The organism is Leifsonia tongyongensis (genome assembly GCF_010686705.1).
Classification (GTDB): Bacteria; Actinomycetota; Actinomycetes; order Actinomycetales; family Microbacteriaceae; genus Diaminobutyricibacter; species Diaminobutyricibacter tongyongensis.
Genome location: NZ_JAAGWY010000004.1, coordinates 195,618 through 210,169 on the forward strand (window position 1 = coordinate 195,618; position 14,552 = coordinate 210,169).

Below are 14,552 nucleotides of genomic sequence, written 5' to 3' on the forward strand. Positions count from 1 at the left end.
GGGAGAGGGGCTAGTCGATCTCGGCGTCGTCGAGGTCGAGCGGCACGGGGCGCTGCTCGTCGGGGACGAGGTCGTCCTCATCCTCGTCGACAGGAACGTCGTCGGCGTCGAACGGCGTCGGGGCGGGCTCGTAGTCGCCGTCCTGCGCCTCGATGAAGTCGTCGAGTGAATCGTCCCGATCGGTGTCGCGATCGCTCATGTCTGCAAGGGTACGCCGCCCGCAGCCGGGGGTCTACGCCCGCTCTGGCGCGCTGCACGCTGCCGGGAGTTGAATGGGCGCATGGCCACGACAGTCGCAGACCAGCTCATCGCCCAGCTCATCGACGCACGCGTCCACCGCATCTACGGGATCGTCGGCGACAGCCTCAATCCTCTGGTCGACGCGGTGCGGCGAACGGGCGGCGCCAAGAACGGGGGGATCGACTGGGTCCACGTCCGCAATGAGGAGGCGGCGGCGTTCGCGGCGGGTGCGGAGGCCCAGCTCACCGGGGAGTTGGCCGTCTGTGCAGGCAGTTGCGGCCCCGGCAACCTGCACCTGATCAACGGCCTGTACGACGCCCACCGGTCGGGGGCGCCCGTCCTGGCGATCGCGAGTCACATCCCGAGTGCGCAGATCGGGTCGGAGTACTTCCAGGAGACCCATCCGGATCGCTTGTTCGTCGAATGCTCCAGCTATCGGGAGCTGGTCTCCACCGCCGAGCAGGCGCCGCGCGTGGTCAACTCGGCGCTGCGCCACGCGATCGCGATGAAAGGCGTAGCCGTCGTGTCGCTTCCCGGCGACATCGCCGAGCTGGATGCGGTCGGGACCGCGCCCGCGTTCGTGACGACCCTGCCGCCGACCATCGTGCCTGCTGAAGGTGATGTCCGTGCCCTGGCCGACGCGATCAACGCAGCGAAACGCGTCGCCATCTTCGCCGGCGCCGGGGTGGCGGGCGCACATGACGAGGTGGTCGCGTTCGCCGACCTGCTCGCCGCACCGCTCGGCCATTCGCTCCGCGGAAAGGAGTGGATCCAGTACGACAACCCGTTCGATGTCGGGATGACCGGTCTCCTCGGCTATGGAGCCGCCCACGACGGCATCCACGACGCGGATCTCCTGCTCTTGCTCGGCACCGACTTCCCCTACAACCAGTTCCTCCCCGACGCCGGTGACGTGGTGATCGCGCAGGTGGATGCACGGGCAGAGCATCTCGGCCGCCGTGCCAGTGTCACGGTCCCTCTACACGGGGATGTCGCGGCAACGATCGCCGCGGTCACTCCGCTGATAGATCGCACCCCTGATCGCCGGTTCCTGGATCGCACCCTGAAACACCACGCGAAGCTGCTCGACTCCGTCGTCGGAGCGTACGCGAAGAACGTCGAACGCAAGACGCCGATCCACCCCGAGTTCGCCGCATCCCTGCTCGACGACCTGGCCGCGGACGACGCCATCTTCACGGCCGACACCGGCATGTGCAATGTGTGGACGGCTCGGTACATCAACCCGAACGGAAAGCGCCGGCTGATCGGTTCGTTCCTCCACGGCTCGATGGCCAACGCCCTCCCGCAGGCCGTCGGCGCCCAGTTCAGCCATCCGGGCAGGCAGGTCGTCTCCGTGTCCGGCGACGGTGGACTCTCGATGCTGCTGGGCGAGCTCGTCACCGTCGCGGCCTACAAGCTGCCGGTGAAGATCATCGTGTTCAACAACTCGACGCTCGGGATGGTGAAGGTGGAGATGCTCGTCGACGGCTTCCCGGATTTCGGGGTGGACGTCCCGATGGTCGACTATGCGGCCCTCGCCGAGTCGCTCGGCATCTTCGGCCAGCGCGTCGAGAAGCCGACCCAGATCGAGGGCGCGCTCCGGGCGGCGTTCGCGTTCGACGGGCCTGCCCTCGTCGACCTGGTGACCGATCCGCTGGCGCTCTCCCTTCCGCCGACCATCACCGGAGACCAGCTCAAGGGTTTCGCTCTCGCCATGTCGAAGGTCGTGATGAACGGGGGAGTCGGCGAAGCCGTGAAACTGGCCAAGACGAACCTGCGGAACATCCCGCGACCGTGAGCGATTTCGCGCCAGCCGTTTCCTCGACTAGACAAGTGGAATGACCAAGCGAAGCCAGGTCGAGATCGAGCGCAAATACGACGTCGACGAGAGGGCTGTTCCGCCACGCCTTGTCGGCGCGGGGCCTGTCGCCCTCGAGAGCGACCCCGAAACAGTGGAGCTCGTCGCCGTCTACTTCGACACTCCGGGCCTCGAACTGGCCCACCACCGGATCGCGCTGCGCGTGCGGCACGGAGGCGGCGATGCGGGTTGGACCGTGAAGCTGCCGGGCGACGAAGGACGCACCGAGCTCAGTTGGCCGCTGGGCGCGGCAGAGGGTGTGCAACCGGGCTCGCAGCCCCCGCCCGGCGAGGTCGTCGACGCCGTGCGCGAATACATCGGGGATGCGCCGCTCGAGCCGCTCGCGCGCGTCACGAACATCCGGACCACCGTGATCCTCCAGGACGCAGCCGGTTTCGCGATCGCGGAGCTGTGCGACGACCACGTGAGCTCGGAAGGACTGCGCGGGCCAGAGGATCCGTCGTCCGTGCGGCGATGGCGCGAATGGGAGGTCGAGCTGCTCGAAGCGGCCCCGGACACCCGGGAACGCCGCGCCGCCCTCCTCGACGACATCGAGGCGAGAGTGCTGGAGGCGGGAGCGCGTCCGTCCACCAGCTCATCGAAGCTGGCCAGGGCACTCGGGGTCGACTCCCTCGGCAGCTAGGCCGACGGCGTTTTGGAGCTGCCGCCCCTGCTCGGGCAAGATCGACTCAGGCGGCAAGATCGACTCAGGCGTTAACGAGGTTAGGAGCACCATGAAGATCGGCATTCTCACGAGCGGTGGCGACTGCCCCGGGCTGAACGCCGTGATCCGCGGGGCCGTCCTCAAAGGAGACCGCGTTCACAAGGCCGGTTTCGCCGGGTTTCGCTACGGCTGGCGGGGTGTCGTCGACGGTGACATCATGCCGCTCGACCGCCACAGCGTGCGCGGACTCTCTCGCCAGGGTGGCACGATCCTCGGTTCGAGCCGCACCAATCCCTTCGAAGGCCCCAACGGGGGCCCCGAGAACATCCAGCGCGTGATGGACGAGAACGGGATCGATGCGATCATCGCCATCGGCGGTGAAGGAACCCTCACGGCGGCCAGACGACTGACGGATGCGGGCATCAAGATCGTGGGAGTCCCGAAGACGATCGACAACGACCTCGCCGCGACCGACTACTCGTTCGGCTTCGACACCGCGGTGGAGATCGCGACAGAGGCGATCGACCGCCTGCGCACGACGGCCGAGTCCCACCAGCGCTGCATGGTCGTCGAGGTCATGGGGCGCCACGTCGGCTGGATCGCCCTGCACTCGGGGATGGCCGCCGGCGCCCACGCGATCCTGATCCCGGAGCAGCCGCAGTCGATCGAGCAGATCTGCGAATGGGTCGAGTCGGTCCGCGACCGCGGCCGTGCTCCGGTGATCGTCGTATCCGAGGGCTTCCACCTCGACACGATGGAGGAGGCGCACTCGCACAAAGGCCTGGACGCCTTCAACCGTCCCCGCCTGGGCGGCATCGGAGAGATGCTCGCGCCGATGATCGAAGCGCGCACGGGGATCGAGTCGCGGGCGACCGTGCTCGGTCACATGCAACGCGGCGGCGTCCCGAGCGCCTACGACCGCGTACTCGCCACACGTCTCGGCATGGCGGCGATCGACGCCGTCTTCGAGGAGCGGTGGGGCAGCATGGTCTCGCTGAAGGGCACCGACGTCGTCAACGTCAGCATCGCCGACGCGACCGGCGGACTGAAGACGGTCCCCCAGCAGCGGTACGACGAAGCCGCGCTACTGTTCGGGTAAGACTGTACGGGTAAGAGACCGAACGGGATCACCATGCAGCAGGGGTCGTCGCAGAACCGTGAAGGGACGAGGATGTCGCGTTTCGTGCAGTTCGAGGAATACGGTCCACCCGAGAACCTGAAGGTCGTCAACGTCCAGCCGCCGTGGCCGGGACCGGGCGAAGTCCGGGTGCGCGTGATGGCGGTCGGCCTGAACGCCGTCGACTACAAGGCGATGGCCGGCGGACCCGCCGTGAATGCGTTCGGACTGAAGCTCCCCTCCGGGATCGGATACGACTTCTCGGGGTTCGTCGACGAGGTAGGCGCCGGCGTCACGCGTTACACGCCGGGCGACGCCGTCCTCGGCAGCAAGCCGTTCGAGGCTGCAGCCGACTTCGTGATCGTCGCGGAGGACGGGCAGCTCATCCCGAAGCCCGCCGCGCTCACCTTCGAGGTGGCCGGTGCGCTCGGCGCGGTGGGCCGCACGGCGATGGCGAGCGTCGCATCCCTCGAACTCGACGAGTCCGACACGGTCCTCGTCAGCGCCGCGGCAGGCGGTGTCGGGGTGCTGGCGTGCCAGCTCGCGATCCGTGCCGGCGCCACGGTGATCGGGACCGCGAGTGCGGCGAACCACGACTACCTCAGCGACCTCGGCGTGATCCCCGTCGAATACGGCGAGGGGCTCGCGGACCGCATCCGGGAATCCCTGCACGACGGCCAGCCGCTGACGGCAGCGCTCGACAACCACGGACCCGAGACCATCGACGTCGCGATCGAGCTCGGCGTTCCGGTCGAGCGGATCAACACGATCGCCGCCTACGGACCGGCCGCCCGCGGCGCCGCGCACGTCGGCGGAAGCCGGGCGACGAACGACCACCTCGCCGAGATCGCCGAGCTGCTCGCGCAGGGGGAGCTCGTGCTGCCCATCGACTCGATCTTCCCTATCGAGCGCGCCGCCGAAGCGTATCGCCGGCTCGCGGCGGGACACGTCCGCGGAAAGGTCATCCTCGTCACCGACTGACACCGTGCGTAATAGACTCCGTAAAAACCGCACAGGGCGGCCAGCTGCAACCCAAGGCCGACTGCACCGAAGGAGTTCTGCCGCATGGTTCCTGCCATCAACTACTGGGCCGTCCTGCTCGCCACCGCCTCGAGCATGATCGTCGGGTCGATCTGGTATTCGCGCCGGGTGTTCGGAACCTACTGGATGAAGGCGGTCGGCCACGACGAAGAGTCCATGCGCACCGGCGCGGCGTTCCCTCTGATCATCACGGTCGTCGTCAGCTTCATCACCGCGTGGGTGCTCGCCGGAGCCGCCGACATCTCCTGGCGGTTCTACAACGGCAGCTTCTTCTGGAACGCCGTCCTGACCGGCATCATCCTGTGGGCCGGGTTCACGGCCGCCCGCATGATCACCCACGATGCCTTCGACCGGAGGCCGAGCGGGCTCACCGTGCTGAACCTCGCGCACGAGTTCGTCACGATCGTCATCATGGCGATCATCATCGGCGTGTGGCCGCCTGCCGGCGCATGATCGACCTCGTCGTCGCGCGCGACCTGAGGGAGGCGGGCCTGCGCTGGAGGCCGATCTCGGGCGACGCGTTCGCGATCGACCGACCCGACATGCAGGGTGAGCTCTTCACCGTCAGCGAGATGACCATCGAACCGCACGAATTCGACACGGGAACCATCCTCGGCTTCAACGGGACGACCGAGTGGGCCCTCGACTCGCTTGCGCTCGAGGACGCGTTGTGGCTGCCGAGGGAAGACCAGCTGCGGGAACTGCTCGGCGAGGCTTTCCGGTCGCTCCAGCGTACGGGCGGCGGGTTCCGGGTGGAGGTCGACGATCCGGATGCGATCGGCGGGATCGCCGCGTACCAGGACGCCGACGCCGCGACCGCCTACGGCCGGGCCCTGCTCGTCCGCATCCGCTCCGCCGTCGGCTGAAGCTCGAGGATGTCCGGGGTGAGGTCGGCGATCGAGGTCGCGCCCGCCAGCCCCATCGTGATGTCGAGTTCCGCGGAGAAGTTCCGCAGCAGTTCGAGCACCCCTTCCTCACCCGCGATCGCGAGAGCGTAGGCGTACGGCCGCCCGATGCCGACGGCGGTCGCTCCGAGTGCGAGGGCGATGACCGCATCCGCACCGCTTCTGATCCCGCTGTCGAAGAGCACCGGGATGCGTCCAGCGACCGCCGCGACCACACCCGGCAGCGCATCCAGGCTCGCGACCTCGGAGTCGATCTGCCGGCCGCCGTGATTGGAGACCACGATGCCGTCGACACCGTACTCCACCGCGCGTGTCGCGTCGTCGGGGTGCAGCACGCCCTTGAGGATGATCGGCAAGGTCGTATGCTCGCGGAGGAATGCGATCCGCTCCCAGGTCAGCGCGGGGTTCGCGAAGACGTCGAGGAACGTCTCCACGGATGCACGGGGAAGCGGTGAACGGAGGTTGTCGAGCACCCGGCCCGGGTGGTGCCGCAGGATGCTGGCGAACGACGCGATGGTCGTCGGAGTGACTCGCATGCGCGGCGCCGGAGCGGCATCCGGATCCGGCTGAGCTGCGGGCATCCGGCTTGCGGCGTCCACGCGTTCCTGGACGAGCCGCTGGAAGACCGGGTCGCTCGTGTACTGAGCGATCCCGCGTCCGCGGCTGAACGGCAGGTAGCCGAGGTCGAGATCACGCGGGCGCCAGCCGAGCACGTGCGTATCGAGCGTGACGACGATGGCTTCGCATCCGGAGCGCTCGGCCCGCGTGACGAAGCTCGCGACGAGCTCATCCGAGGCACTCCAGTACAGCTGGAACCATCGGGCCGCGGTGTCGTGGGGTGTACGCCCCGCATCCATCGCCCGCGCCACGACCTCCATCGGCGTCGATGCCTGGTTGGAGAGGACCGCCGGAACGCCTGCCCGCGCGGCCGCGCGCGCTGCGCCGGCGTCGGCGGCAGGATGCGCGAGATCGAGCACGCCGATCGGTGACAGGAAGAACGGGGTCGGTCTGCGCTCGCCGAACAGCTGTACCGACTGGTCGCGGCGCGCCACGTCGCGCAGCACGCGCGGCACGATGCGGCGCGATCGGAACGCCGCCAGGTTCGCCGCATCCGTGCGTTCGAGCCCCGCCGAACCGGCGATGTAGGCGAAAGCGGCCCGCGACAGCCGGCGCTGCGCGGTGCGCTCCAGTTCCGCCCAGGAGACAGGGATGCGCGGCCGGCGGCCGGAGACCCCGTCACGATAGATGGCCGACTGGGCTTCGCGTCCGGTGCTCATGCGCTCATTCTGCACCCGGCTTCCCCGTCGCCGGCGTCAGTCTGTGGGACCATGAGCCCATGCAGGACTTCTTCGAGACGGTGACGAACGTCTTCGAGTTCGTCGGTGTCGCCACGATGGTGCTCGGATTCGTCGTCGTGGCCGGAATCGCCATCCGCGTATGGGTCCGCTCACGCGACGGTGGCGTTGCGTTCCGCACGCTTCGGCAGTCCATCGGAGGGGTGATTCTGCTCGGGCTGGAGATCCTGGTCGCGGCAGACCTGGTCAAGACCGTGACGTCGCCACCCTCGCTGACCGACGCCGTCGTGCTCGCCGTCATCGTGCTCATCCGGACGGTGCTGAGCTTCTCGCTGCAGGTCGAGATCGACGGGGTCGCCCCCTGGCGCAGGGCGTTCGTGACCGGCCCCGAGGTGATCGCGCACGCCGCCCGTCGCGCGGACGGCTCGGTGGAGGGTTCTTCAGGGGTCTAGACCTCGGTCGCGCAGCTGCCTCGGCGCTGGCGTCGCGGTGCCGCAGTGCGGCACTCTCGGCTTCAGCGCGTTGCTCGCTCCGCGTTGCGGGCCTTGACGCGGGCGTTCTCAGCGCGCACCTCGGCCTGCGTCGCCCGCTCCTTCACAAGCCACTCGGGCGGCGCGGCGAGCAGGTCCTTGATCTGCGCGGTCGTCAGGGCCTCGGTGATCCCTCCCCGGGCGAGGCCGGACACGGACACCCCGAGCTTGTTCGCCACGACGTCGCGCGGGTGCGGGCCCTCACGCCGCAGCTCGGCCAGCCACGCAGGCGGTTCCGCGAGAAGCTCGTTGAGCTCCGTCCGGGTGATGTCGTGGTCGCCGAAGCCGTCTGGCGCGGCCGGGAGGTAGATCCCGAGCTTCTTCGCTGCCGTCGCCGGCTTCATGGTCTGCGGCTTCTTGTCGGCACTCATGCACTCAGGGTATCCCGCGCTACCCTCGACACATGGCACCGGGAACCTTCACCATCGCATTCCCGCTCGGGGTGACGGTGGGCAAATGGACCCGCGTCTTCGAGGAACGGCACCCGGATGTGGACCTCTCGGTCGTGAGGGAACGTCCGGACGAGTTGCGCGTACGCCTCGATCTCGGCGAAGTGGACCTGGCATTCGTGCGGCTGCCGCTCGATACCGAAGGCCTCCATGTGATCCCGCTGTACGCCGAGAACGTCGTCGCGGCCATGAACCACGAGCACGTCCTGACGCTGGAGAAGAAGCTGCACATGGCCGACCTCGACGGCGAGACCATCATCGATCCCGGCGCCGGAGAGGAATGGGACGAGACGTTCATGCGTCGGGTCGCCGCCGGAGACGGCATCGGGGTCGTGCCGCAGTCCGTCGCCAAAGCCCTGCGCCGACGCGACGTCGTCGCACTTCCGCTGGAGGATGCGGATCCCGCCGAGGTGGCGCTCGCCTGGCCCCGGGAGTCGGAGAACGCGTGGGTGGACGAGTTCATCGGCATCGTTCGTGGCCGGACCGCACACAGCTCGCGCAACCCCGAAGTCGCTGCTGCGGAAGCGGCGGATGCCCGGCAGAAGGACGCCGCAAAGGGGCGGACAGGCGACAAGCCGCGAACAGGCGTCCGTTCCGGCTCGAAAAGCTCCCGCGGTGGGAAGGGTGCGCCCCGCAAAGGCCGGCGCTAGCGTTGAGCTGGTCGCTTCGACCCGCAACGGAGCCAAGGGAGCATGCGATGGCGCAGGGAACCAAAGACGATCCGTGGGTGCTGAAGACCGCACCCGGAACGAGCGAGTACACCATGTACCGCGACGAGAGCGCCGATCCGCCCGCACTCGTCTGCCAGGTCGGATCGACCAAACTGCTCTACCAGCTGCGTGCGATCGACGACCTGCGAGCCTGGCTGGCCGAGCAAGGGGACTGGGTGCCGCTGGGGGCGGCCGACGAGCAGAAGCCGGCAGCCAAGGGAACGGTCGAGGCGTGGGGTCGCGACGAAGGCAATCCGGTCGGCGGATGGTATGGGCTGCGCAAGGGGTACCGCGGTCGGTTCGGCATGTACCTGCCGCCCCTGCTCGAGGAACTCGGCTACGTCGAACTCACCCACGACGCGCGCAACAACTCGGTGAAGGCGATCTGACCTGGCTGACGTGGACGGCCCTAGCTGACGTGGACGGCCGGCCGTCGTTTGACGTCCTTCTCCGCCTCTCGCAGCACTTCGCGGGTGACCGGTGCGACCTCGCCGACGCCGGTGATGAGGAACCGGAACATGTTCGAGATCGGATTGCCTTCCGTCCACTCGAAGTAGATCGTCGGTACCACGCCGGTCACGTCGCGGATCTCGAGCAGTACCGCCGCGATGGTGTTGGGGACGTTGCCGCTGCTCACCTTCAGGACCCGGTAGCCGTGCTTGACCACGCCCTCCACGACGAGGTCCTCCTCGAAATCGGACGAGTCGGACGGGTACACCTCGAGGAAGATGGTGCGTGAACGCTGCGGGATGTGACTGAACCGTCGCTCGTCCTTGTTCTTCTGGGCATACTCCTTGTCGGTGTCGACGTCGGGTTCGTGCGAGATGATCCGGATCTCGCCCTCCTCCGCGTCCTCGAGGACGAAATCGAGGGCCGAGATGTCGAGGGTCACACTCGTCGCCCGGAGCTGGAACGACCGGCCGACACGGGAGATGAGCGAGATGACGAGGATCCCCAGGATGAACAGGCTCGCGATGCGCAGGCCGTCCGGCCGCTCGATCATGTTGTCGATCGTGGTGTAGATGAACACCAGGGAGATGACCGAGAACGCGATCGTGCGGTTGCGCTGCCGCTTGCGTCGTGCAGACAGGGTCACCGCGACGGATGCGGACGTGATGAGCACCAGGACGCCGGTCGCGTACGCGCCACCCTGCGCATCCACGTTCGCGCGGAAGACCAGCGTGATGATGAACGCGATGGCGGTGAAGACGAGCACCAGGGGCCGGACCGCGCGCGACCACTGCGGAGCCATGCCGTAGCGGGGAAGGTACCGGGGCACCAGGTTCAGCAGGCCCGCCATCGCGGAGGCTCCCGCGAACCACAGGATCAGGATCGTACTGATGTCGTAGACCGTGCCGAAACCGTTGCCGAGGTACTCGTGCGCCAGATAGGCGAGTGCGCGGCCGTTCGCGGGTCCCCCCGGCTGGAAGTCCTTCTGCGGGATCAGCAGCGTGGTGACCAGGCTCGAGGTGATCAGGAACACGCTCATGATGATCGCGGCCGTGCTCAGAAGGCGGCCGGCCCCGCGGATCCGTCCCTTCGGATAGTTCGGGTCGTCGTCCGGATCGCCCTTGATCTGCGGCATGACGGCGACGCCCGTCTCGAAGCCCGACAGGCCCAGTGCGAGGCGGGGGAACACGAGCAGGGCGATTCCGACGATGATCAGAGGATCGCCATGCGCGGTGGTGAGCGCCGCCCACCAGTCGGTGATCGTTGACGCGTGGGTGAACACCTCGCCCAGCGACACTGCGATCACCACGACGTTGAGGGCCAGGTACACCGCGACGAGGATCACCGCGATCCCGATCGCCTCACGGAACCCTTTGAGGAAGACCGCGCCGAGCAACGCCAGGAGGAAGAGCGTGATGCCGACCTGGTTGCCCTGGAACCACGCAGGAGCGAACGGATTCTCGATCGCGTGCGCCGTCGCATCCGCCGCCGACAGCGTGATCGTGATCATGAAGTCCGTCGCCGCGAACCCCAGCAGCACGAGAACGAACAGCTTTCCCGCCCACCAGGGGAGCAGGCGTTCGAGCATCGCGATCGACCCCGAGCCCTTGAAACTCTCCCGAGCCACCCGGCGGTACACCGGGAGCGCGCCGAGCAGCGTGAGGGCGACCAGTACCAGCGTTGCGAACGGCGAGACCAGGCCGGCGGCCAGCGCAGCGATGGCCGGCTGGTAGCCGAGGGTCGAGAAGTAGTCCACACCGGTCAGGCACATGACCTGCCACCACGGATGCGTCCGCTCCGGAGCCTGACCGTGCGGGCCCTGGTGCTGGCCGCGCTCGTCGACGATTCCCTTCAACAACCAGTGACGGAACGGGCTCAGCTGCCGGCGGGGAGGCGGTATGTGCGCCTGCCCGGGAACCGGAGTGGATTCCGCGGGGGTGGTGGACATCAGCATCCTTCTTCGCATCGTGCGCCGGGCGCGCAGACTTCAGATTACCCGCCTGCGGGCGTCACCATGCGGAGACGCGGTAGTCCTTCAGGAACACGCCGTGGACATCCTCGCCGGCCTCGCCGCGGACGATCGGGTCGTACACCCGCGCTGCCCCGTCGACCAGGTCGAGAGGCGCGTGGAAGCCCTCCTCAGCCAGGCGGACCTTCGTGAAGTGCGGGCGCTCATCGGTGATCCACCCCGTGTCGACACTCGTCATCAGGATGCCGTCGGACTCGAACATCTCGCGGGCGCTCGTGCGGGTGAGCATGTTGAGGGCCGCCTTCGCCATGTTGGTGTGCGGATGCCCGGGCCCCTTGTAGCGGCGCCCGAACACGCCCTCCATCGCCGACACGTTCACGACGTAGGACCGATGGGTCGTCGTCGCCGCCATCGAAGCGCGGAGCCTGCTGATCAGCAGGAACGGTGCCGTCGTGTTGCAGAGCTGCACCTCGAGCAGCTCGAGCGGGTCCACATCCTCGATGTTCTGGGTCCAGCTGTTCACATGGTTGATGTCGGGGACCAGGCCGCCCGCGTCGATCGCGCTTCCGTCGGCGTGACGCGCCAGCGACGACGAGCCGGGGGCCATCGCCAGGGTGGCCAGGTCATCCGCGGTCAGCACTGGCGCAGCCGACGCCGCGACCGTGCCGGCGAGGGACGCGACCGACAGGATGGGGTGGCTGGCGACCGAGGCCTCGAGCGCCTGCGGGTGCGGATCGTTCGTGTGACCGAACGTTTCCATCTCAGGAAGCGGTCCGTCGGGAAGCGGCTGTGTCTCCGCATCTGCCAGCAGCGAATACGAACCCGGCGACCGGCGGACCGTCTGGGCCGCGTTGTTGATCAGGATGTCCAACGGACCCTGCGCCGCAACCGAGTCGGCGAGGGCGACGACCTGGGCAGGGTCGCGCAGGTCGATGCCCACGACGCGCAGGCGATGCAGCCACTCGGGTGAGTCGGGTAGGGACGAGAACCGGCGCACCGCATCGCGGGGGAACCGTGTGGTGATCGTCGTGTGGGCGCCGTCGCGCAGCAGCCGGAGTGCGATGTGCATACCGATCTTCGCGCGACCACCGGTGAGCAGGGCGCGCTTCCCGGTGAGGTCGGTGCGGGCGTTGCGCTTCAGGTGGCTGAACGTCGCGCACTCCGGGCAGAGCTGGTGGTAGAAGGAATCGACCACGCTGTAGTGCTTCTTGCAGATGTAGCAGGCGCGCGACTTGATCAGAGTGCCCGCAGTCGGTGCGCTCGTGGTGATCGCGAGCTGGATTCCGCGTGTCTCGTCATCGATGCGATCCGGGGCGCCCGTCGCCGTCGCCGCAACGACTGCGCGGTCGGCATCCTGCACGGCGTCACGGAGTTCCCGTCGACGCGCCTTCTTGACAGCCTTGAACATGTGCGCCGTCGCGCGGCGCACCGTGATGAAGTCGGTGCTGTCCTCGTCGAGGTCCTGCATCGCGGCGAGGACACGGAGGGTCGTCGCAAGATCGGCGGGGTCGATGGGGAGGCCGGCGCGGTCGGCCGGGTCGGCGGGTTCAGCGGGAGTCTCGTGCAGCACCGGAGGATTCTACTCGCGCGCTGCTGAGCGGCAGCTTGTGGTCGTGACCGGGGGTTTTGTCGAGCCCTCCACAATTGGGCGTTTCCGGAATCTATCCACAGGGAAATTGCTGATCAGAGGTTGTTTATTCGCGGCTCCGATTGTCGGTGGTTGCTGGTTGGGTTGAACCATGACCTTCCCACCCGCCGACGATCTCGACGCGGTCGCCGCCGCGCTCGCCGCGTTGCGTGCGCTCGAAGCGGATCCGGATGCGGTGGCGGTAGCGGATGCGGGTGCTTCCGGTCTGAGTGAGGCGCAGCTGCTCGCCCGCTCGCTGGCGGCGATCGGCGCGGTGCGGGCGGCGGTGGAGCGGGTGGCGTTGCGGCGGATCGCTGCCCTGGACCGGGCCGGCGGCCTCGACCCGGCGACGGATCCGGTGCGGGCCGGCGGGCACGGTGATATCGGGTCGTTTCTAGCGGAGGTGTGGCGGACCAGCCTGCCGAGTGCCCGCCAGTTGTGCGCGGTGGCCCGCGCAACCGCACCTCAGTACAGCCTGCATGGCGAAGAACTGCCGCCCGTGTTCCCCGAGCTCGCCGTCGCTCTGCTCGGCGTCCCTGACGACCCTGACTTCGACGCTGAGTCCGAGACCGACGTGCCGGCAGCCCCGAGCGTGTCGACCGATCAGGCGGCGGTGATCATCCGGGAACTGGGCAAGACCGGCGACGGCTGCAGCCTGGAGCAACGCCATATAGGTGAGCGGTTGTTGGTCGAGCATGCGCCGGCCCTGACCGTCGAGCAGGTGCGCCGTGCGGCGATCCAGCTCCGCGACCGGCTGGATGAGGACGGCACCGAACCGAGGGAGCAGATCCAGCGCAGGCGTCGGTCGTTGACGATCACGACCACCCGGGATGGGATGACCCGTATCGACTGGCGCCTCGACGCCGAATCCGCTGGGCATGTGGTGCCGCAGATCACCGCCTATGTCTCCCGCGACTTCCACGACAAACGCAACGGCCGCAACACCGGTGACGGTCACGACGTAGGCGACTCCGGCGACACCGGTGACGGTCACGACGTAGGCGACTCCCGCGCCACGGCCGACGCCCGCAATGCGTCGGCTGGATCGACGGGTGTGCGGTTCGAAGACCCCGAACCCGGCCCAACGGACACGCCAGCGATGGAGGAGACCCGGAGTATGGCCCAGCTGCGCTCGGATGGGGCGGTCGAGGTGTTCCGGCACCGGGCCGGCTGCACCTCCGGGGCGACCAGTCCGCCGGTGACCATGATCGTCCGAGTGGGCCTGGACCAGCTGCGCTCCGGGAAAGGTGCCGCGGAGATCGACGAAGTACCCAGCCCGGTCTCCGGCGCGACGGCACGGCGGCTCGCCGCCGACGCGAACCTGATCCCGATGGTCTTGGGGCGTGACAGTGAAGTGCTTGACCTGGGCCGGAAGCAGCGACTGTTCTCCCCGGCGCAGAAACACGCCCTCGCCGAACGGGACGGCGGGTGCGCCTGGACCGGCTGCCCACACCCACCCTCCTACACGCAGGCGCACCACATCCGCTGGTGGGACAGAGACACCGGACCGACCGATCTGAAGAACGGGATCCTGCTCTGCTCGCACCACCATCATCGGGTGCACGACGACGGCTGGGACATCCAGGTCCGCGAACACATTCCCTGGTTCACCCCACCGGCGCACCTCGACCCGACCCGCACACCCCGCAAAGGCGGACGCATCCGGCTGCCCGACAAGGCACCACCATGACCCGCAC

At 68.2% G+C, this 14,552-nt stretch carries 15 protein-coding genes; 10 read left to right on the forward strand and 5 right to left on the reverse strand.

What is annotated here, in order from left to right:
- Nucleotides 1–10: 10 nt before the first annotated feature.
- Nucleotides 11–199 (reverse strand): hypothetical protein, encoded by a 189-nt coding sequence (locus tag G3T36_RS16470; RefSeq protein ID WP_163290912.1) that lies wholly within the window; start codon nucleotides 197–199, stop codon nucleotides 11–13.
- 81 nt (nucleotides 200–280) lie between these two features.
- Between G3T36_RS16470 and G3T36_RS16475 the strand changes: the two genes are divergently transcribed.
- The 6 genes from G3T36_RS16475 (at nucleotide 281) to G3T36_RS16500 (ending at nucleotide 5,786) form a co-directional block, all read left to right on the forward strand.
- Nucleotides 281–2,038, forward strand: coding sequence for a pyruvate dehydrogenase (locus tag G3T36_RS16475; RefSeq protein ID WP_163290913.1), 1,758 nt, complete (start codon nucleotides 281–283; stop codon nucleotides 2,036–2,038).
- A 40-nt stretch (nucleotides 2,039–2,078) separates the two neighbouring features.
- A complete protein-coding gene (locus tag G3T36_RS16480) occupies nucleotides 2,079–2,741 on the forward strand; it encodes a CYTH domain-containing protein (RefSeq protein WP_163290914.1) in 663 nt (220 codons plus the stop codon).
- 91 nt (nucleotides 2,742–2,832) lie between these two features.
- A complete protein-coding gene (locus G3T36_RS16485; protein ID WP_163290915.1) occupies nucleotides 2,833–3,861 on the forward strand; it encodes a 6-phosphofructokinase in 1,029 nt (342 codons plus the stop codon).
- A gap of 72 nt (nucleotides 3,862–3,933) precedes the next feature.
- Complete coding sequence (locus tag G3T36_RS16490; protein WP_163290916.1) at nucleotides 3,934–4,860, forward strand: NADP-dependent oxidoreductase; 927 nt, start codon at nucleotides 3,934–3,936, stop codon at nucleotides 4,858–4,860.
- A gap of 84 nt (nucleotides 4,861–4,944) precedes the next feature.
- A complete protein-coding gene (locus tag G3T36_RS16495; protein ID WP_163290917.1) occupies nucleotides 4,945–5,373 on the forward strand; it encodes a DUF1761 domain-containing protein in 429 nt (142 codons plus the stop codon).
- Nucleotides 5,370–5,786, forward strand: coding sequence for a hypothetical protein (locus tag G3T36_RS16500; RefSeq protein WP_163291115.1), 417 nt, complete (start codon nucleotides 5,370–5,372; stop codon nucleotides 5,784–5,786). Before G3T36_RS16495 ends, G3T36_RS16500 begins: the two co-directional genes overlap by 4 nt.
- Here G3T36_RS16500 and G3T36_RS16505 read toward each other — a convergent pair.
- On the reverse strand, nucleotides 5,741–7,102 hold the full coding sequence (locus tag G3T36_RS16505; RefSeq protein ID WP_163290918.1) for an alpha-hydroxy-acid oxidizing protein: 1,362 nt from the start codon (nucleotides 7,100–7,102) through the stop codon (nucleotides 5,741–5,743). The genes G3T36_RS16500 and G3T36_RS16505 overlap by 46 nt on opposite strands.
- A 59-nt stretch (nucleotides 7,103–7,161) precedes the next feature.
- Here G3T36_RS16505 and G3T36_RS16510 point away from each other — a divergent pair, with 59 nt between their 5' ends.
- Entirely contained in the window at nucleotides 7,162–7,572 is a 411-nt protein-coding gene (locus G3T36_RS16510) for a DUF1622 domain-containing protein (protein WP_163290919.1), read from the forward strand.
- 62 nt (nucleotides 7,573–7,634) lie between these two features.
- Here the strand turns inward: G3T36_RS16510 and G3T36_RS16515 are convergent, their stop codons facing one another.
- Nucleotides 7,635–8,021 carry a DUF5997 family protein gene (locus G3T36_RS16515; protein ID WP_163290920.1) on the reverse strand — a complete coding sequence of 129 codons (387 nt, stop codon included), beginning with the start codon at nucleotides 8,019–8,021 and terminating at the stop codon, nucleotides 7,635–7,637.
- Nucleotides 8,022–8,053: 32 nt separating this feature from the next.
- On the opposite strand from G3T36_RS16515, the gene G3T36_RS16520 reads away from it, so the two are divergent.
- Nucleotides 8,054–8,749 (forward strand): LysR family transcriptional regulator substrate-binding protein, encoded by a 696-nt coding sequence (locus tag G3T36_RS16520; RefSeq protein WP_163290921.1) that lies wholly within the window; start codon nucleotides 8,054–8,056, stop codon nucleotides 8,747–8,749.
- Nucleotides 8,750–8,796: 47 nt separating this feature from the next.
- A complete protein-coding gene (locus tag G3T36_RS16525) occupies nucleotides 8,797–9,198 on the forward strand; it encodes a DUF6855 family protein (RefSeq protein ID WP_163290922.1) in 402 nt (133 codons plus the stop codon).
- A gap of 20 nt (nucleotides 9,199–9,218) precedes the next feature.
- Here the strand turns inward: G3T36_RS16525 and G3T36_RS16530 are convergent, their stop codons facing one another.
- On the reverse strand, nucleotides 9,219–11,207 hold the full coding sequence (locus G3T36_RS16530; RefSeq protein ID WP_163290923.1) for an APC family permease: 1,989 nt from the start codon (nucleotides 11,205–11,207) through the stop codon (nucleotides 9,219–9,221).
- Between the two features lie 61 nt (nucleotides 11,208–11,268).
- Entirely contained in the window at nucleotides 11,269–12,798 is a 1,530-nt protein-coding gene (locus G3T36_RS16535) for an SDR family NAD(P)-dependent oxidoreductase (protein ID WP_338031616.1), read from the reverse strand.
- A gap of 169 nt (nucleotides 12,799–12,967) precedes the next feature.
- Between G3T36_RS16535 and G3T36_RS16540 the strand changes: the two genes are divergently transcribed.
- On the forward strand, nucleotides 12,968–14,545 hold the full coding sequence (locus tag G3T36_RS16540; protein ID WP_163290924.1) for an HNH endonuclease signature motif containing protein: 1,578 nt from the start codon (nucleotides 12,968–12,970) through the stop codon (nucleotides 14,543–14,545).
- Nucleotides 14,546–14,552 lie beyond the last annotated feature (7 nt).